This window comes from Streptomyces sp. SID14436, assembly GCF_010548465.1.
In the GTDB taxonomy this organism is placed as follows: domain Bacteria; phylum Actinomycetota; class Actinomycetes; order Streptomycetales; family Streptomycetaceae; genus Streptomyces.
Genome location: NZ_JAAGMD010000365.1, coordinates 1 through 284, shown reverse-complemented (window position 1 = coordinate 284; position 284 = coordinate 1). Strand labels below are relative to the sequence as shown.

At 81.3% G+C, this 284-nt stretch carries 1 protein-coding gene; it reads right to left on the bottom strand.

The window, feature by feature from the left end; translation table 11 throughout:
- A partial coding sequence (locus G3I53_RS12685) for a hypothetical protein (RefSeq protein WP_164438353.1) occupies window positions 1-284 on the bottom strand: 284 nt, incomplete at both ends.

Here is a 284-nt window from a genome sequence, read left to right as displayed (position 1 = left end):
TCGTCGGGGGCGTCGGCGGGGTCGAGGTCCAGCAGGACGAGGCCGAGGCCCGGGTGCTCGGCGCGGGCGCTGCGGGCCAGTCCCCACAGCACCGACTGGGCGAGGCCGGGCACCGTGTCCTCCGGCCGGGCGGCGACGGCGCCCCGGGTCACCCACAGGGTCCGGGCGGGTGCCCGGTCCGGCGGGAGGGCGATCAGGTCCCGCAGTTCGGTGAGCGCGGCGGCGGCCAGCGCGTGCGCCGCGGCGGCCGGATCGTCCTGCGGGCCGGACCCCGGCCAGAGGCG